The organism is Nocardioides sp. Soil805, from assembly GCF_001429625.1.
GTDB lineage: Bacteria > Actinomycetota > Actinomycetes > Propionibacteriales > Nocardioidaceae > Nocardioides.
Window position 1 is genome coordinate 361,896 of the sequence record NZ_LMSU01000001.1, and the last position, 15,618, is coordinate 377,513.

The window sequence follows — 15,618 nt, forward strand, 5'->3', positions numbered from 1 at the left end:
CCTCAGTCCGCACAGCCGACGAGCTGCCAGGTGCCGTCGGTCCAGGAGAAGGACAGGTCGAAGACGCCCGACCGCTCGGCGCCGGTCGCCCCGGAGCCCCGGCCGGCCTCCACCCGCCACAGCTCACGCTCGACGAGCAGGTCGTCGCCGGTCGTGGGCGGGGACGCGGTCAGGGTGGCGCCGGCGTCGTCGGAGCCGATCACGGCGCGGGCCCCGGAGGACTGCCACCACGGCGCCGTCTCCACCCAGTGCGCCAGCACCGCGCGGACCTTCCACAACCGACCGTGCCAGAGGAACTGGTCGGGCCCTTCGGTCTCTCCCCGTCGCACCTCGACGGGGTCGTCGTACAGCCTCATGCGTGCCTCCTGCCCACTCGTCGACCCCGCCACCGGCCTCGGTGGCGGTGGGGGTCGAGGTCACCGCCACCGAGGCCGCGTCCGAACAGGTGTTCGAACACGGCCAAAGGTACACGCCCCCACCGACAGCGGGTCAAGAGGCGAACGGCAGCAGGTGGAGAAACCTCAGTGGGCGCGCAGGTAGGCGCTGGTGTCCCTGCGCCAGAGGAAGAACACGAGGAGCACGTTGAGCACCATGGTCAGCACCGAGAGCGCGACGAACAGCGCCGGCAGGTGGTTGAGCAGGCCCAGCGCGGCCACGAGCACCCCGAAGACGGCCATCAGCGTCAGGACCAGCCGGGACCAGCCGTGCCCGTCCACCAGGAACGCCGCGAGCACCATCGCCAGCAGCAGGAAGACGACGAACCAGACCACGGCCAGCGGCACGAACTTGGGCACGATCGCGCTCTCGCGCAGCGCCTCCAGGCCGCCGGCGTTGAGGATCTCCTGGGCGGACGGGTTGCCCTTGGCCCACGAGAGGATCACCTCGTCGCGCTGCACCCACGTCATCAGCGCGGTGACCGCACTGGCGAGCACGATGGCGATGAGCACCTTCAGCGCGTGGTCGACGGACGCGGGCACCTGGCGACGCAACAAGGCTGTTCCCCTCAGGAGTCGAACGGTGGCTAGGCTCCCGGCATGGCGAGCGAGCATCCGTCGGTCATCAGTTTTCGAGACGAGCTGACCCGGCGCGGCGGCACCGGTGACGTGGTCATCCTGCCCGATGCGGTCCACACGGCCGCACTCGCCGCGGCGGCGCTGGACTGCGAGGTGGGCGCGATCGCCAACAGCCTGCTCTTCGACGCCGGCGGCGTGCCCGTGCTCCTCCTCACCTCGGGCGCCCACCGGGTCGACGTGGGCAAGGCAGCGGCCACGGTCGGCGTGCAGGAGCTCGCGCGGGCCACGCCGGACTTCGTGCGTCGGCACACCGGCCAGGTCATCGGCGGCGTCTCCCCCTTCGACCACCCGGCGCCCGTCGGCACCTGGATCGACACCGACCTGCGCGCGTACGACGTGGTGTGGGCCGCCGCGGGCCACCCCGCCGCCGTCTTCTCCACGACGTACGACGAGCTGGTCGCGATGACCGGTGCCACCGAGATCGCCGTCGCCTGATGGAGTCCCTCTCGCTGGCGTTCACCGGCGGCTGGGCGAGCGGCGTCAACGCCTACCTCGTCGTGCTGGTGCTGGGGATCGCCGACCGGGTCGGCGACGTCGCGGGCATCCCCGACGTGCTGGGACGCTGGGACGTCCTCGCGGCGGCCGGCTTCATGTTCGCCGTCGAGTTCGTCGCCGACAAGATCCCCTACCTCGACTCCACGTGGGACGCGATCTCGACCGCGATCCGGCCGACCGTGGGTGCGGTGATCGGCGTGCTCCTCGCGGGCGACGCGACGTCGCTCGACCAGGCCGTCCTCGGGGTCGTCGGCGGTGGCACCGCGTTGCTCTCGCACCTGGTCAAGGCCGGGGGCCGGCTGGCCATCAACTCCTCCCCCGAGCCGGTCACCAACGTCACCGCCAGTGTCACCGAGGACCTCACCGTGCTCGGCGTGGTGTGGCTGGCGCTCGAGCACCCTCAGCTGGCCGCGGCGGTCGCTGCGGTGCTCCTGGCCGTGGGCCTGATGATGCTGGTCGTCGTCGGCCGGTTCGTGCGCCGCGGCTGGCGACGGTGGAAGAAGCGCGAACCCGTCCCGACCTAGGCGGGCCGCCGGGCGTGCGTCGGGGTCTCGCCGCCTAGTCTGCTCGCCATGGCGCGCGTGGTGGTGGTGGTGGGTGGCGGGTTCGGCGGGCTCGCGTCGGCCGCCCGGCTGGCCAAGCTGGGCCACAAGGTGACCCTCGTCGAGCGGTCGCCGTCGCTCGGTGGCGCGCTGTCGAGCGTCTCGACCGACGAGGGCTTCGGGTGGGACGCCGGGCCGACCAGCACCCTGCTGCCCGCCGTGGTCCGCGACCTCTTCCGCAAGACCGGCCGGCCGCTGGAGCGTGAGCCCGGCGACGTCGACCTGGTGGCCCGCGACCTGGTCCGCGAGCACCGCTTCGAGGACGGGTCCGTCCTGCGCCTGCCGGGCGGCTCGCGCTCGGCCCAGCTGGCCGCGTTCGACGCACTGGGCCCGGGGCTGGGCGAGCAGTGGGTCGCGCACGTCGCGTCCTACTCCGACGCCTGGGACCTGCTGCGTCGCGACCACCTCGAGCGGCCGTGGGACGCGGCGCTGGCCCCGAAGGCGTTGACGGACCTGCTCACCGGCCGCGAGGTGCTGCACCGGCGGCTGCGCCGGACGTTCCGCGACGAGCGGCTGCGGCTCGTTGCCGGACACCCCTTCGTCGCCGACGGGCACGACCTGCGCAACGTCCCGGCGTGGCAGGGCGTCCTGGCGTACGTCGAGCAGCGGTTCGGCTCCTGGACGGTCCCGGGCGGCATGGCCCGGCTCGGCACGGTGCTGGCCGAACGGCTGGGCACGCGCGGAGTGACCGTGCTGACGGGCACGACCGCGCACGACCTCGTGGTGCGCGAGGGGCGCGTGGCCGCTGTCGCCACGTCCGCCGGCGAGCTCGACGCCGACGTCGTGGTCTGCGCCGTCGACCCCCGTCGCCTCCCGGCCCTGGCCCCCCACGTCGCGCGCACCATGCCCGCCATCCCGCCCGTGGTCTGCCACCTCGGGCTCTCGGACGCCGACGCCCTGCCGGACCTGCCGCACGAGGTGGTCCTGCACGGCGACCCGATGCTGGTGGTCCGCACCGGCGGGCGGGCGCCCGAGGGGGCGGCCGCCTGGACCGTGCACGGCCGCGGCCGGCTCGCCGAGGACCTCCTCCTGGCCTTGGCGCGGCACCGGCTCGACGTCCGCGACCGGGTCGTCGTACGGGTCGACCGGTCGCCGCGCGACCTCGTCGACGCCTGGGGCGGCTCGCCGCTCGGCGTGCTCTGGCAGGGACGGGCGACGGTCCGGGCGCGGCTCGGCCCGACGACGCCGGTGCCGGGGGTGTACGCCGCGGGGGCGCACGCGACGCCCGGGTCCGGGCTGCCGTTCGTCGGGCTCTCCGCGGCGCTGGTCGCGCAGGCCGTCGGCCCCGCCTGAGAGCGGGCGCCGAACCCCGGGGGGTGTGACTAGGCCAGCGCCCAGGTGACCGTCAGGGCGCCCTGCACCGCCGACTCCCCCGGCTCGAGGCGCGCGCCGAGCTGGGCACCGGCAACCACGGGACCGCCCGCGGAGGACATCCCCTCGGCGATGGCCACCACGTCCCCCAGCTCGGCACCGGCGAGGGCGGCCAGGTGCGCGGCATGGGCGCGGGCGTCGTCCCAGGCGGCCTCGGCGGCGGTGCTCCGGGCGTCGGAGGGGTCGCTCACGTCGAGGGAGACGCCGTCCACGACCAGGGCGTCACCGACGGCGTCGGCCAGCGCGGAGAGCAGGTCGCCCGCCTCGGCGACCGTCGGGCAGCGGACCGCGAGCGAGTGCCGGGCCTCGAAGCCGCCGGGGCGGCTCTCCTGGTCGTGCCACGGCCAGACGCTGAGACCGGTCGAGCCGGGCATCAGGCCACGCTCGCGTGCCACGTCGCCGATGCGCTCGGCCGACGCGGACACCCCGGACAACGCCTCGGCCACACCGGCCGCGCGGTGCACGGCGGAGACGCGGACCATGGCCGAGTCAGGGACGACGGTGGCGACTCCGTGACCGGTCACGGTGACGGTGCGGGGGGCGGTCATGGATGCACCGTAGCGACCGTGTCGAGGCCCGCCCGACTCAGACGGTGATCCGCAGCGCGGTGAAGATCTCGCGCGTCGCCTTGGAGCGGTTGAGCGTGTAGAAGTGCAGCCCCGGGGCCCCGGCGGCGAGCAGCGCCTCGCACAGCTCGGCGGCCATCGCGATGCCCTCGGCACGCAGCGCGGCCGGGTCCTGCTCGTGGGGCGCGAGGCGGCGGCGCACCGCCTCCGGCACGGGGTGCCCGGAGAGCTCGGCCATCCGCGAGACCTGGCGCAGGTTGAGGATCGGCATGATCCCCGGCAGCACCGGGATGTCCACCCCGACGGCGCTCGAGCGCTCGAGCAGGCCGGCGTAGTCGTCGGCCGAGAACACCATGTCGGTGATCGCGAACTCCGCACCCGCCTGCTGCTTGGCCAGCAGCACCCGGGCGTCGTGCTCGAGGGACTCGGCGGACGGGTGGCCCAGCGAGAACGCCGCGACGGCGACCGCGAAGTCCCCCCGCCGGCTGGCCAGCTCGACCAGGTCGCTGGCGTGGGCGAGCCCGCCCGCGGTGGGCACCCACTCGGCGCGCGGACCATCCTCCGGGTCGCCCCGCAGGGCGAGCACGGTGCCGACGCCGGCCGCCGCGTAGCTGTCGAGGATGCCCTCGAGCTCGTCGCGGGTGTGGCCGACGCAGGTGAGGTGGCCGACCGGCACGAGGGACGTCTCGCGGGCGATCCGCCCGGTGATCCGCACCGTGGTGTCGCGCGAGCTGCCGCCCGCGCCGTACGTCACGGAGACGAACGTCGGGTCGTAGGGCTCGAGCTCGGTGATCGCCCTCCAGAGCTGCTCCTCGCCCTCGGCGTCCTTGGGCGGGAAGAACTCGAAGGAGAAGGAGGGCTCGCCGCTCTCGAGGCGTGCGCGCATCCGGCCGCGTCCCTGGGTCATGGCGCCCAGCCTAGGTATCCGACGGGTGCCGGACCGCATGCGTCCACTGGTTAGGCTCCCCGGGTGACCAGCCCGGTGAGCACGTCGTGGGACCCCGCCGACTTCCGAGATCGCATCCAGGCGGTGCTCGACGCTTTCCTCGACGAGCAGGCCGCACTCCTCGCCCCGCTGGGCGACGACGCCTCCCGGCTGATGGCCGAGGCCCGCACGAGCGTCCGTGGCGGCAAGCGCTTCCGGGCCGCGTTCTGCTACTGGGGCTACCGCGCGATCCGGCCCGACGTCCCGGACGAGGACGCCCTGGCCCGCGCCTGCGCGGCCCTCGAGCTGCTGCACGCGAGCGCGCTGGTGCACGACGACTACATGGACGCCTCCGACACCCGCCGCGGCCGGCCCGCGACCCACCGCGCCTTCGAGGGCGAGCACCGCGGCGCCGGGTGGCGCGGACGTGCCGACCAGTACGGCGCCGCCGCGGCCATCCTCCTCGGCGACCTGCTGCTGGGCTGGTCCGAGGAGCTGCTGCGCCGCTGCGGCCTGCCGCTCGCGAGCGTCGTACCGGCCCTCGACGTCTTCGACCTGTGCCGGACCGAGGTGATCGCGGGGCAGTTCCTCGACGTGTCGGTCCAGGCGCGCGGGCACGCGGACGTCGACACCGCGATGACGGTGCTGCGCTACAAGTCCGCGAAGTACTCCATCGAGCGGCCCCTGCACGTCGGGGCCGCCCTGGCCGGGGCCACGCCGGCCCAGCTCGAGGACCTGAGCCGCTTCGGCCTGCCGCTCGGCGAGGCGTTCCAGCTGCGCGACGACCTGCTCGGCGTCTACGGCGACCCGGTGGCGACCGGCAAGCCGGCCGGCGACGACCTCGTGGAGGGCAAGCGCACGGTGCTCGTGGCCCTGGCCCTCGACAGCAGCGACCGCGACGGCGCCCGACGCCTCGACGCGTCCCTCGGCACCCGCCTCGACGAGGCCGCGGTGGCCGAGCTGCGCGACATCATCGACCGCTCCGGCGCGCACGCGCAGGTGGAGGAGGTCATCGGCGCGCTCGCGGAGCGGGCGGTCTCGGCCCTGGACACGCCCACCGTGGACGACGTCGCCCGCGGCGTGCTGCGCGAGCTGGCCGCCTCCGCCACCCAGCGCACCGTGTGACCGGGTAGGTCCCTGTCGACGACGCCAGTGACCGGATCCGGCGAGGAGCGTGCGCGCTGCCGAGAATTCGGTCGTGACTCGGCCGCTGCTCGTGTGAGGGTGCCGTCATGACGAACGACGAGGCACGGAGCAGGGCGGCAGAGGTGAACGAGCAGTTCCGGCCGATCGAGCTGACGGCCGAGACGGTCACTCGACCGGCCGGGCCGCACACCCAGACCGTGCACTCGTTCCTGCGGCATCTTCGCGAGAAGGACCTGGACTGCGTGCCCGAGCCGCTGTCGCTGGACGAGGAGACGGAGACGCTTCGCTTCATCGGTGGCGAAAGCGGCGGCGACGGTTGGAAGAACCAGCACGACGAGAAGGGGTTGCGGTCGGCAGCGCGCTTGCTGCGGCGCATCCACGACGCCTCTGCCGGCTGGGTCCCACCTGACGACGCGGTCTTCGCCGCCCCGGCGGCCGAAGGCGGCGGGGACGTCTTCGTCCATGGCGATCCGGGACCTTGGAACTTTGTCTGGCGGAACGGAGAGGCAGTCGCGCTCATCGACTGGGACTTCCTCCACCGCGCGCCACGGCTCGACGACGTGGTGTACGCCCTCCGGTGGTTCGCTCCCATGCGAGACGACGAATCGGCCCTTGAATGGCACCACTTCCCGCACGTCCCCGACCGCCGGGCGCGCATCGAGGCCTTCCTCGACGCGTATGGGATTCCGGCCGACTTCGACGTTGCCGACGCCGTCGTTCGACGCATCCACGCCACCATCGAGCACGTCCGCTTCCTCGCGGATCAGGGGCACGAACCGCAGAAGACCTGGGTCGCTGAGGGCAGCGTCGAGAGGGAAGAGCTGGCAGAGATCGCGTGGATCGAGGCGAACAGGTCCCGGTTCTCCGGCTGACGCCCTGCGTGCGCCGCCGAACGAAACCGCTGGCGATCGCCGCTGCGACCCGGCAACATGACGCGCGATGGCGACCTCGACGACGTACGACGACCTCCTGGCACGGGCCCGAGCGCTGGTCGCGTCCGCCGATCGCATCCCAGTGATCGGGATCAGCGGGCACGGGGGCTCCGGCAAGTCGACCCTGGCCGAGAGGCTCGGCGCCGACCTGGGCCTCGCTCCCGACCAGGTCGTCCCGACCGACTGCTTCTACGCCACGACGTGCGGCCCGCGCGCCGGTATGTGGGAGCAGCATGACTGGCGACTCATCGAGGAGCTGGTCGAGGCCGTACGCAGCGTCCCTGCGCCTGATCGGCTCCGCTTCGACTATCGCTGGTGGACGGGCCAGACCGGAGTCGAGGACCACGTGATGCCCCCGGTCCTCATCATCGAGGGCATCCGACTCATCCACGACCGCACGCACGGCTGGTTCGACCTGACCGTGTGGATCGACCTCGACCCGGACGTCGCCGGCGCCAGGGCGAAGGCGCGCAACCTGCTTCAGGGCGACGACCAGGCCGAGCTCGACCTCTGGGACACGAAATGGATCCCGGAAGGACATGCGTACGCGGCAGAGGTGGACCCGGCCCGGTCGGCCGATCTGGTGCTGTCCGCCACGTGACGTCGCAAGTGCTCCCGATGGTCGATCGCCACGGCACCGTCCGGTTCACCTCAGCGCCCGCGGTCGGGGAGCCAGCTCGCGCGGGTGCACTTGAGGGCACCGTCACACGGTGCGCACGGATCCGCCGAGATCCGGATGTTGGGCCAAGGCGTGTAGTCCTCGAACTCCCCGTACCCGAGACGGCCAAGTCGCTCGCCGGTCTCCGCCGATGTGTCGGACGTGACCTCCTGAACTCGTGCCGATAGCCACGCTCGGAGCGCCCGCCGTGGGGCCGCTCTTGTAGGCGTTGGCTGCTTTGAGGTCCCAGCGACGTCGAGGTCGGTTCCCAGCCGGGGCGCAGCACGTGCGCGGAGCAGATCTAGGTCCGCAGCGCCGCCCAGGTGTCGACGCTCGTCCACTCGCCCTTGAACCAGTCAGCGGCGATGTTGCGTCCTTCGTGTCGAAATCCAAGCCGCCGGAACAGCCGGGCGACTGGCTCGTTGCGCGCATCGGTGACAGCGAACACCCGATGGGCGCCCTGCGCGTCGAAGAGCCCGCCGATCACAGCACCCAGCGCCTCGGTGGCGTACCCCGAGCCGTGGGAGGCTGGCGCGATCGTGACCCCGACCTCGTAGCTGTCGGGCTGCTCGGCGAGCGCGTGTACGGCGACGTCGCCGACCAGCGTGCCGTCGCGTCGAACGGCGATCTGCAGCCAACGCCCGGACTTGGACTCGATCGAGCTGGGCTGGGAGGCGATGAGGTTGTCCGCGTCTGCCTCGGAGAAGTCCGGGGTCCAGCTCTGCCAGCGTGCCACCTCCGGGATACGGCGATACGCAACAAAGGCGTCGCGGTCCGGGTGTGTGAGCGGTGCGAGCTCCAGTCGCTCGGTGCGGATGGGGAACGTCAGCACGATCGAACCCTGTCTGTCGTTGCGGCTTGTGGCCTGCGAAGGAGACGTGCGTCAGACCGCGCGGCCGACCCGGTGCGGCTAGCGAGGTTGGAGCCCATCAGCGGACGTGGCAAGCGGTGCCGAAGCGCGACCCCGACGAGACCGCCAACGGCAGGCGCCTCGGGCACCCGATGAGGTGGCGTAGTTCAACGCCGCCCCGGGGAGCGGACGTCCGGGCGTGGCAGGTGTATGCCGGCGGCGATCCTACGGCGGGCTGAACGATCGCCTGCTCCCATTCTGAGACCATCGCGCGAGACTAGACGCACAGCGGGCTGAGAGGCCACGCATTTGCTTCGCGGGAGCGCTCCTATCGACCACCTTGCGCCGCCGGTGGGCGACAGCGCGTACGTCAAGACCGAGGGCTACGGCGGACTCTCGATGCGCGTGCTCTTCGCACGGCGCTCCCCGGGCTCCTACGCGGCCCTACTGCGCGACGCCGGACCAGCCGTCGACGCAACCATCTCGCTCGGCCCCGGGCATCCCGCGTCGGGAGCCGTCTGGCTCGCGCACAAGCCGCACTGATCAAGCTGCTGAGTCGCCCGCGATGCGCGGACCTGGCGCGATGAGCGAGCCGATCTGCCGACGTGCGACTCGCCCGGCACGGTGATCGCGTCACTCACCCCGCAATGGGCGGTACACGCCCGGCGAGGCCGACCGGCCGCTCAGTCCAGGCTGGGCAGCCCGGCCACCTCGGGCCCCTCGCCGCGCAGCAGCACCGCGAAGGGCACCCCGCGGTCGGCGTGCACCCGCGACCCCAGGACGGTGAGCGCGATGCCGAAGGCCTTCTCGTCCCCGCGCGCCAGCGTCGCCCAGCCGTCCCACAGCAGCACCACTCCCTCGGCACCGGCGCCGATGTCGTGCAGGCAGTCGGCCAGGGCGTCGAAGTTCTGCCCGTACCAGTCGGGGAAGTCGAGGGACTCCCCCACCGCCGCCAGGAACTCGGCCTTGCCGTCCGCGACCCAGCCGTCGACGTGGGCGAGCGCCCAGCCGGCGTGCTCGACCGTGCGGCGTACGTCGTCGACGTCGAAGGCGCCGTGCCACAGGTAGGTGCCGGGGTCGACCCGGCCGGCCAGCAGGGCCGCGAGACCGCTCATCGCTCGATCCTCTCGAAGGACGCGTAGTGGTCCTCGGTCCAGTAGAGCTCGCCGTCGCGTCCGGCCACGATGCGCCGCGCGCCACGGTCGTCCGAGCCGGGGGTCGGCACGGTGTACTCGGTGTAGTAGCCCTCGGGGCGGTCCGGGAGGAGCTCCTCGCGGTTGCCGAAGGTGCCGCCGTCCTCGTCCTCGGGGAACGGCCCGCCGGCGTCGATCAGCGCGACGGTGTCGGTCGCCTCGGGCGGGAGGTCGGCCAGCCGCACCAGTGACAGCCCGCTCGAGGGGTCCGTCCCGGGCCGGGCCCCGTCGTCGGCTGAGGTGTCGCCGCTGCCCTGGGTCCACCACACCAGGGCGGCGAGGAGCACGGCGACCACCAGCGCGATCGTGCTCCGCTGCCCCGTGCGCATGATCCGCTCAGCCCGCCGGCGTCAGAAGCCGAGGACCTGGGCGCGGCGCTTGACCTCGGAGCCGCGGTTCTCGCGCAGCGCGTCGATCGGGCGACCAGGGAGGTCGTCGTCGGTGAAGATCCACGCGATGCACTCGCGGTCGTCGAAGTGGCGGTCGTGCAGCAGGGTCAGCAGCCCGGGCAGGCCCTTGACGACGAGGCCGTCCTGGATGAAGTCGGCGGGCACCTGGGGGCCGGCGCCCGGGCGGGGCACGGCCCCGGCCAGCTCGTGGTCGCGGATCATCGTGCGCACCTTGGCGGGGGTGACACCGAGGGCAGCGCCGGCCTGGTCCCAGCTCAGCCACTCGGGGACGAGGGCGTCCAGATCCGCCTCGGACAGGGGTACGTCGCTCATGGGACGCAGTTTTCCACGAGCGGGCCCACGCGGGGTGATCGAGGCCGTCCCCGACACGCCCGACCCGGTGTCGGCTGGTCTGGACCGGGTCGCGGTGCGTAACGTCGAGCGCTCGCCGCGATGCCTTCCCCTCGGTCTCCGACGAGACCGGGCGCCGCGGCGAGGACGAGGAGAACCGACGTGCGACGACCCCTGATCGCGGCCACGGCCGCCACGGCGGCCCTGATGCTCGCGCCGCTCGCGCCGGCCGCCGCGGACCACGAGCGACTCCCCCAGGGACGCCATCTCAAGACCTACACCGTCAAGGCCGGTGACACCGCCACCGGGCTCGCCGTCCGCTTCCACGCCTGGACCGCGGAGCTGATCTCCCACAACCACCTCGACTCCTCCGGCCGGCTGCGCGTCGGGCAGCGGATCGAGATCCCGGTCGTCACGAAGGCCCGGGACAAGGACAGGGGTCCGTCGAAGGGCAAGGGCGGCGGGGGCAAGGACAAGGGCAAGGGCGGCGGGGGCAAGGACAAGGGCAAGCCCCAGCACGGCGGGGGCACCGGCGGCGGTTCGGACGGCGGGTCCGCCGGCCACCCGTCGCGCGACCGGGTGCGCCGCACCATCACCCGGGCCGCCAACTACCGCGGCGTGGACCCGCAGCTCGCGCTGGCCGTCAGCTGGCAGGAGTCCGGGTGGCAGATGCACCGTGTCTCCAGCGCCGGCGCCGTCGGCGCCATGCAGGTCCTGCCCGACACCGGGCGCTGGATGGAGCAGTACGCCGGTCGCGACCTGCGGCTGCGGGTCCTCAAGGACAACGCCACCGCGGGGGTGCTGCTGCTGGGCGTGCTCGACGACCACACCCGCAACCGCCGCCACCAGGTCGGCGCCTACTACCAGGGGCTCGGTGCGCTCGAGGCCCACGGCCTCTACGGGGAGACCAAGGCGTACGTCGCCAACGTGCTCGCGATCAAGGAGCGCCTCGAGGCCGGCCGCCCGCCGGCCTGAGCGGCGTACCGACGGACGACGCGCCCCGGGCGATCAGCGACCCCGGGCGGGCCTGCGCCACGCCGGGGCGGGGCGCAGCGGCCGCGTCCGCGCGCCGGATTCGTACGATGGGGCCACCGGATCCTTCCCCGTCCGGCGATGGAGGTCGAGCTGTGGAGTCACGCGACGAGCCGACCGGGCCCGGTCGCGGCCCGGCGCGCGGTGCTGCCGACGCGCTGGTCGGTCGCCTCCTCGACCGCCGCTACCGCATCGGGGGACGCATCGCCCGCGGTGGCATGGCCAGCGTCTACGAGGCCACCGACATCCGGCTCGACCGGACCGTCGCGGTCAAGGTGATGCACCCCGGCCTCGGGGACGACGACGACTTCGCCCAGCGCTTCGTGCGCGAGGCCCGCGCCGCCGCGCGGCTCAACCACCCGCACGTGGTGGCGGTCTACGACCAGGGCGACGACGACGGCACGGTCTTCCTGGCCATGGAGTACGTGCCCGGGCACACGCTGCGCGACGTCATCCGCAAGGAGCCGCCGATGGCGCCGCTGCGGGCCCTCGCGCTCCTCGAGCCGGTCGTCTCGGCGCTGGCCGCCGCCCACCGCGCGGGCCTGATCCACCGCGACGTCAAGCCGGAGAACGTCCTCATCGCCGACGAGGCCCACGGCGGCGGCGTCAAGGTCGCCGACTTCGGGCTGGCCAAGGCCGTCAGCGCCGACACCCAGCACACCGCCACCGGCGGCGTCCTGATCGGGACGGTCTCCTACCTCGCCCCCGAGCTGGTGGTCGACGGCCGTGCCGACGCGCGCGCCGACGTCTACGCCGCCGGCGTCGTCCTCTACGAGCTGCTCACCGGCCGCAAGCCGCACGAGGGCGAGAGCCCGATCCAGGTCGCCTACCGCCACGTGCACGAGGACGTCCCTCCGCCGTCGACGGTCCAGCCGGGCCTCCCCGCGTACGTCGACGCGCTCGTCGCCCGGGCCACCTGCCGCGACCGCACCCAGCGACCCGCCGACGCGGGGGTGCTGCTGCACCAGATCCACCGGGTCACCCAGGCGTTGCGCGAGGGTGTCACCGACGACGCCGACCTGACCGCCGACCTGGCGCCCTCGGCGTACGTGGACGCCGGCAGCGACCAGCAGGACGAGGACACGACGCCGGAGCCCTTCGACCCGGTCGAGATGGCCAACCTGAGCGCCCGCCTGCAGCCGCCCCCCGGCGACCCGCGGGCCGAGATCGTCGGGGACAGCCACCACACGACCGCCTTCGACCGGACCGCCGTGGCCGCGGCGGCGGTGCCCGCCGCCGGCCCGACGTCCTCCCCCGCGGCACCTGCCCCGACCGCCCGCCGGCCGTCGCGGCAGCCCAGCGCCGCCGCGCCCGTGGTCACCACGGCCCGGTCGCGGTCGCTCAAGGGCCCGCTCGCGCTGGTTCTCGTCGTGCTGCTGGTCGCCGGCCTCGGCGGCGGTGCGTGGTGGTTCGGGTGGGAGCGCTACACCGTGACCCCGGGCGTGCTCGGGGTCGACGCAACCACCGCGACGGCCGAGCTCGCCAAGGCCGGGCTCGACGCCGAGGAGGGCGATCCCCGCTACTCCGAGACGGTGGCCGCCGGGCTGGTGCTGGGCACCGACCCGGATCCCGGCGACCGCGTCCTCGACGGCGGCACGGTCACCCTGGTCGTGTCCCTGGGCCCCGAGCGCTACGAGGTGCCGGCCCTGGCCGGCATGACGGAGGACCAGGCGCAGGACGCGCTCGAGCAGGGCAACCTGGCGTTCGGCGAGAGCACCGAGAAGTTCAGCGACACCGTGCCCGCGGGGCAGGTCCTGCGGACCAGCCCGCCCGCGGGCGAGGTCCTCAAGCCCGACGCACCCGTCGACCTGGTGCTCAGCAAGGGTCGCCGGCCCATCGACATCAAGGACTGGACCGGCAAGGACGCCGACCAGGCGACCGCGGCCCTGGAGAAGCGCAAGCTGGTGGTCGAGGTCACCGGCGAGGAGTACAGCGACACCGTCGACGAGGGCGACGTGATCTCGCAGGAGCCGACCGTCGGTCCGCTCTTCAAGGGCGACACCGTGCAGCTCGTGGTGTCCCGTGGCCCGGAGCTCGTCGAGGTGCCGAGGGTCGTCGCGAAGGGTGTCGACGCCGCCACCGAGGAGCTCGAGGCCCTCGGCTTCGTCGTGGAGGTCGAGAACAGCGACCAGTACATCGGGGTCGGCTTCGTCTTCAGCTCCGACCCGTCCGCCGGGACGATGGCGCCCAAGGGCTCCACGATCACGCTCTACCTGATCTGAGCCCCTAGCCTCTCCCCTGTGACACCCGAGCTCCGCAACCCGATCGGCACCCACGTCACGGTCGGCAAGGGGCTCGTCGCGGGAGCCCTCGCGCAGGTGGAGGCGGTGGGCCACGAGACGCTCCAGGTCTTCACCGGCAACCCGCGCGGCTGGGCCCACTCCCCGGGCAGGCCCGCGGAGGACGAGCGCTTCCGGGAGGAGTGCGCGCGGCGCGGGCTGCGCGCCTTCATCCACGCGCCGTACCTCGTCAACCTCGGCTCCCCGACCCCGCTCACCTGGGAGCGCTCGGTCGGCGTCGTGGCCCACACCCTGCGCCGTGCGGTCGAGATCGGTGCCGAGGGCGTCGTCGTCCACACAGGCTCGTACGTCGACTCGACCGGGTCGCGGGAGCAGTACGACGCCGCGATGCGCCGGGTCCGCGAGGGGCTGCTGCCGGTGCTGGACACGCTCGACCCGGATCACGCGCCGTGGCTGCTGCTCGAGCCCACCGCGGGCCAGGGGCGGTCGCTGTGCGCCGGGGTCGACGACCTCGAGCCCTACCTCGCCGCCCTCGACCTCCACCCGAGGGCGGGCATCTGCCTGGACACCTGTCACGTCTTCGCCGCCGGCGCGCCCCTCGACGAGCCCGGCGGGGCGACCGCGACGGTGGACCGGATCGTGGAGATCGGCGGGCCCGGCCGGCTACGGCTGATCCACGCCAACGACTCGATGGACGTGCGCGGCGCCTTCAAGGACCGGCACCAGCGCATCGGTGAGGGACACATCGGCACCGACGCGTTCCGCGAGCTGTTCGCGCACCCGGCGACCGAGGGCGTCCCGTTCATCCTGGAGACGCCGGGCTCGCGCGACGTGGGCAACCCGGACCTCGACGTGCTGCGGCGCCTGCGGGCGGAGGCGGCGGCGTGAGCGAGCGGCGTACCTCGATCCTCGCCGCGCTGGCCCTGCTGGCCATGACGGCCATGTGGGGATCCACGTTCATCCTGATCAAGGACCTGCTGGACCGGGTGCCGACCCTCGACTTCCTGGCGGTGCGGTTCGCGATCGCCAGCGTCGCGATGCTGCTCGTCGCGCCGCGGGCGATCGCCCGGCTGTCCCCGACGGTGCGCCGTCACGCGGTGGTGCTGGGCCTCGTGTACGGCGTCGCGCAGATCCTCCAGACCGGCGGGCTCGCGCACACCCCGGCCAGCGTCAGCGGCTTCATCACCGGGATGTACGTCGTGCTGACCCCGGTCCTGGCCGCGGCGATCCTGCGCACCCGGATCACGGCGATGACGTGGGCGGCCGTGGCCCTCGCGACCGCCGGGCTCGCCGTGCTGACGCTGAGCGGCCTCAGCCTGGGGTACGGCGAGGCGGTGACCCTGGTGTCGGCCGTCCTCTACGCGCTCCACATCGTCGGGCTGGGCGCCTGGTCGACCCCGCGGGACGCCGTCGGGATGTCGATCCTGCAGATCGTCGTCATCACCGTCGTGTGCTTCGTCGCCACCGTGCCCGACGGGATCGTGCTGCCCTCGACCGGTCGGGACTGGCTCTCGGTCGTCTACATGGCCCTCTTCGCCGGCGCCCTGGCGATGCTCGGCCAGACCTGGGCCCAGGCGCACCTGCCACCCACGCGCACCGCGATCATCATGAGCATGGAGCCGGTCTTCGCGGCGTCCTTCGCGGTCTGGCTGGGCGGGGAGGACGTCACCGCGCGACTCGTCGTCGGCGGGCTGATGGTGCTCACCGCGATGCTGGTGGTCGAGCTCGTGCCGCGGCGCAAGGTGGAGGCCGAGGTCTCGCACATCGCCGTGTGAGCGTCGCGATCGGCGGACGG

At 73.4% G+C, this 15,618-nt stretch carries 19 protein-coding genes; 11 read left to right on the forward strand and 8 right to left on the reverse strand.

What is annotated here, in order from left to right:
• Nucleotides 1–2 precede the first annotated feature (2 nt).
• Both ASG94_RS01835 and ASG94_RS01840 read right to left on the reverse strand, forming a co-directional pair.
• Complete coding sequence (locus tag ASG94_RS01835; RefSeq protein ID WP_056924729.1) at nt 3–356, reverse strand: DUF6504 family protein; 354 nt, start codon at nt 354–356, stop codon at nt 3–5.
• Nucleotides 357–521: 165 nt separating this feature from the next.
• Nucleotides 522–977, reverse strand: a complete 456-nt coding sequence (locus ASG94_RS01840; RefSeq protein ID WP_056924730.1) for a hypothetical protein — start codon at nt 975–977, stop codon at nt 522–524.
• Between the two features lie 57 nt (nt 978–1,034).
• On the opposite strand from ASG94_RS01840, the gene ASG94_RS01845 reads away from it, so the two are divergent.
• From ASG94_RS01845 to ASG94_RS01855, 3 genes are read left to right on the forward strand one after another with little or no spacing between them, the layout of a single operon-like run.
• Complete coding sequence (locus ASG94_RS01845) at nt 1,035–1,508, forward strand: YbaK/EbsC family protein (RefSeq protein WP_056924731.1); 474 nt, start codon at nt 1,035–1,037, stop codon at nt 1,506–1,508.
• Nucleotides 1,508–2,092, forward strand: a complete 585-nt coding sequence (locus ASG94_RS01850) for a DUF4126 domain-containing protein (RefSeq protein ID WP_056924732.1) — start codon at nt 1,508–1,510, stop codon at nt 2,090–2,092. Before ASG94_RS01845 ends, ASG94_RS01850 begins: the two co-directional genes overlap by 1 nt.
• A 48-nt stretch (nt 2,093–2,140) precedes the next feature.
• Nucleotides 2,141–3,463 (forward strand): phytoene desaturase family protein, encoded by a 1,323-nt coding sequence (locus ASG94_RS01855; protein WP_056924733.1) that lies wholly within the window; start codon nt 2,141–2,143, stop codon nt 3,461–3,463.
• Nucleotides 3,464–3,492: 29 nt separating this feature from the next.
• Here ASG94_RS01855 and ASG94_RS01860 read toward each other — a convergent pair whose 3' ends face one another.
• Both ASG94_RS01860 and ASG94_RS01865 read right to left on the reverse strand, forming a co-directional pair.
• Nucleotides 3,493–4,089, reverse strand: a complete 597-nt coding sequence (locus ASG94_RS01860; RefSeq protein ID WP_056924734.1) for an SIMPL domain-containing protein — start codon at nt 4,087–4,089, stop codon at nt 3,493–3,495.
• Nucleotides 4,090–4,126: 37 nt separating this feature from the next.
• Complete coding sequence (locus ASG94_RS01865; RefSeq protein ID WP_056924735.1) at nt 4,127–5,014, reverse strand: methylenetetrahydrofolate reductase; 888 nt, start codon at nt 5,012–5,014, stop codon at nt 4,127–4,129.
• Between the two features lie 63 nt (nt 5,015–5,077).
• Here ASG94_RS01865 and ASG94_RS01870 point away from each other — a divergent pair, with 63 nt between their 5' ends.
• The 3 genes from ASG94_RS01870 to ASG94_RS01880 all read left to right on the forward strand — a co-directional run bounded on the left by ASG94_RS01870 (nt 5,078) and on the right by ASG94_RS01880 (nt 7,711).
• Entirely contained in the window at nt 5,078–6,157 is a 1,080-nt protein-coding gene (locus ASG94_RS01870; protein ID WP_235537088.1) for a polyprenyl synthetase family protein, read from the forward strand.
• A gap of 107 nt (nt 6,158–6,264) precedes the next feature.
• Nucleotides 6,265–7,050 (forward strand): phosphotransferase, encoded by a 786-nt coding sequence (locus ASG94_RS01875; RefSeq protein ID WP_056924737.1) that lies wholly within the window; start codon nt 6,265–6,267, stop codon nt 7,048–7,050.
• A 67-nt stretch (nt 7,051–7,117) separates the two neighbouring features.
• A complete protein-coding gene (locus ASG94_RS01880; RefSeq protein WP_056924738.1) occupies nt 7,118–7,711 on the forward strand; it encodes a hypothetical protein in 594 nt (197 codons plus the stop codon).
• A gap of 358 nt (nt 7,712–8,069) precedes the next feature.
• On the opposite strand, the gene ASG94_RS01885 is transcribed toward ASG94_RS01880, so the two are convergent.
• Nucleotides 8,070–8,600: a GNAT family N-acetyltransferase gene (locus tag ASG94_RS01885; protein ID WP_162260774.1), complete on the reverse strand. Its 531-nt coding sequence runs from the start codon at nt 8,598–8,600 to the stop codon at nt 8,070–8,072.
• A gap of 369 nt (nt 8,601–8,969) precedes the next feature.
• Here ASG94_RS01885 and ASG94_RS01890 point away from each other — a divergent pair, with 369 nt between their 5' ends.
• Nucleotides 8,970–9,161, forward strand: coding sequence for a hypothetical protein (locus ASG94_RS01890; RefSeq protein ID WP_056924740.1), 192 nt, complete (start codon nt 8,970–8,972; stop codon nt 9,159–9,161).
• Between the two features lie 140 nt (nt 9,162–9,301).
• Here ASG94_RS01890 and ASG94_RS01895 read toward each other — a convergent pair whose 3' ends face one another.
• Genes ASG94_RS01895 through ASG94_RS01905 form a run of 3 tightly spaced genes read right to left on the reverse strand, consistent with a single transcriptional unit; the run spans nt 9,302 to nt 10,533 of the window.
• Nucleotides 9,302–9,733 carry a barstar family protein gene (locus ASG94_RS01895; RefSeq protein WP_056924741.1) on the reverse strand — a complete coding sequence of 144 codons (432 nt, stop codon included), beginning with the start codon at nt 9,731–9,733 and terminating at the stop codon, nt 9,302–9,304.
• Nucleotides 9,730–10,140, reverse strand: a complete 411-nt coding sequence (locus tag ASG94_RS01900) for a ribonuclease domain-containing protein (RefSeq protein WP_056924742.1) — start codon at nt 10,138–10,140, stop codon at nt 9,730–9,732. The genes ASG94_RS01895 and ASG94_RS01900 overlap by 4 nt, the downstream gene beginning before the upstream one ends.
• Before the next feature lie 21 nt (nt 10,141–10,161).
• Complete coding sequence (locus ASG94_RS01905; RefSeq protein ID WP_056924743.1) at nt 10,162–10,533, reverse strand: Rv2175c family DNA-binding protein; 372 nt, start codon at nt 10,531–10,533, stop codon at nt 10,162–10,164.
• A gap of 180 nt (nt 10,534–10,713) precedes the next feature.
• Here ASG94_RS01905 and ASG94_RS01910 point away from each other — a divergent pair, with 180 nt between their 5' ends.
• The 4 genes from ASG94_RS01910 (at nt 10,714) to ASG94_RS01925 (ending at nt 15,598) form a co-directional block, all read left to right on the forward strand.
• Nucleotides 10,714–11,526 carry a lytic transglycosylase domain-containing protein gene (locus ASG94_RS01910; RefSeq protein ID WP_056924744.1) on the forward strand — a complete coding sequence of 271 codons (813 nt, stop codon included), beginning with the start codon at nt 10,714–10,716 and terminating at the stop codon, nt 11,524–11,526.
• Between the two features lie 152 nt (nt 11,527–11,678).
• The gene (gene pknB, locus ASG94_RS01915) at nt 11,679–13,805 is read left to right on the forward strand and encodes a Stk1 family PASTA domain-containing Ser/Thr kinase (protein WP_056924745.1); all 2,127 of its coding nucleotides are present in this window, start codon (nt 11,679–11,681) and stop codon (nt 13,803–13,805) included.
• Nucleotides 13,806–13,823: 18 nt separating this feature from the next.
• Entirely contained in the window at nt 13,824–14,711 is an 888-nt protein-coding gene (locus ASG94_RS01920) for a deoxyribonuclease IV (RefSeq protein ID WP_056924746.1), read from the forward strand.
• Nucleotides 14,708–15,598 carry a DMT family transporter gene (locus ASG94_RS01925; protein WP_082623871.1) on the forward strand — a complete coding sequence of 297 codons (891 nt, stop codon included), beginning with the start codon at nt 14,708–14,710 and terminating at the stop codon, nt 15,596–15,598. Before ASG94_RS01920 ends, ASG94_RS01925 begins: the two co-directional genes overlap by 4 nt.
• Nucleotides 15,599–15,618 lie beyond the last annotated feature (20 nt).

Excerpts from the sequence above, each read along its gene's own strand:
- ASG94_RS01855 (WP_056924733.1), top strand. The coding sequence starts at position 2,141 with ATGGCGCGCGTGGTGGTGGTGGTGGGTGGCGGGTTCGGCGGGCTCGCG.
- ASG94_RS01860 (WP_056924734.1), bottom strand. The coding sequence starts at position 4,089 with ATGACCGCCCCCCGCACCGTCACCGTGACCGGTCACGGAGTCGCCACC.
- ASG94_RS01835 (WP_056924729.1), bottom strand. The coding sequence starts at position 356 with ATGAGGCTGTACGACGACCCCGTCGAGGTGCGACGGGGAGAGACCGAA.
- ASG94_RS01865 (WP_056924735.1), bottom strand. The coding sequence starts at position 5,014 with ATGACCCAGGGACGCGGCCGGATGCGCGCACGCCTCGAGAGCGGCGAG.
- ASG94_RS01895 (WP_056924741.1), bottom strand. The coding sequence starts at position 9,733 with ATGAGCGGTCTCGCGGCCCTGCTGGCCGGCCGGGTCGACCCCGGCACC.
- ASG94_RS01880 (WP_056924738.1), top strand. The coding sequence starts at position 7,118 with ATGGCGACCTCGACGACGTACGACGACCTCCTGGCACGGGCCCGAGCG.
- ASG94_RS01905 (WP_056924743.1), bottom strand. The coding sequence starts at position 10,533 with ATGAGCGACGTACCCCTGTCCGAGGCGGATCTGGACGCCCTCGTCCCC.
- ASG94_RS01845 (WP_056924731.1), top strand. The coding sequence starts at position 1,035 with ATGGCGAGCGAGCATCCGTCGGTCATCAGTTTTCGAGACGAGCTGACC.
- ASG94_RS01875 (WP_056924737.1), top strand. The coding sequence starts at position 6,265 with ATGACGAACGACGAGGCACGGAGCAGGGCGGCAGAGGTGAACGAGCAG.
- ASG94_RS01850 (WP_056924732.1), top strand. The coding sequence starts at position 1,508 with ATGGAGTCCCTCTCGCTGGCGTTCACCGGCGGCTGGGCGAGCGGCGTC.
- ASG94_RS01900 (WP_056924742.1), bottom strand. The coding sequence starts at position 10,140 with ATGCGCACGGGGCAGCGGAGCACGATCGCGCTGGTGGTCGCCGTGCTC.